This is a genomic window from Salipiger sp. 1_MG-2023 (assembly GCF_030547555.1).
Lineage (GTDB): Bacteria > Pseudomonadota > Alphaproteobacteria > Rhodobacterales > Rhodobacteraceae > Salipiger.
Window position 1 is genome coordinate 1 of sequence record NZ_JAUOQN010000196.1, and the last position, 526, is coordinate 526.

1 pseudogene is annotated in these 526 nt (G+C 60.1%); it reads left to right on the forward strand.

The features are described 5' to 3' along the window. Positions 1-79 precede the first annotated feature (79 nt). Positions 80-355, forward strand: a pseudogene (locus Q4543_RS24555) (IS91 family transposase); the annotation flags it as partial. Positions 356-526: the final 171 nt, after the last annotated feature.

Below are 526 nucleotides of genomic sequence, written 5' to 3' on the forward strand. Positions count from 1 at the left end.
TGATACGATCCCAGACACCGCGACGTAGAACCTCATCCAGATTGACGCGCAGGTCTCACTCAGATTGTCGCGCTATAAGTATTTCCACGTGGTCTTCACCCTGCCTGCCGAGATTGCCCGGATCGCCTATTGGAACAAGCGTGCCGTCTATGGGCTATTGTTCAAATCTTCGGCGCAAACAGTGATGACCATCGCCGCCGATCCCAGGCGCATGGGCGCGCGAGTCGGCATGACCAGCGTATTGCACACCAGGGGGTCGGCGTCGTGCTTAACGCACGCCTTCGGCGTGACGCATCACCCGCATGTCCACATGATCGTTCCCGTTGGCGGCCTGTCGCCGGGCGGGCGCCGCTGGAACGTGACCTGCCACGGGATTTTTCCTCCACCTGCGATTAGAGTCCGACCCAACCTGAGGACGGACAATGAAGCGAACGAGATTCACGGACGAGCAGATCATCCACTGCCCGGCAGGCGCATTCGCAGAATGCTGCCGAGAGGGGGCATTTTGACCGAACATGAGGCCGGC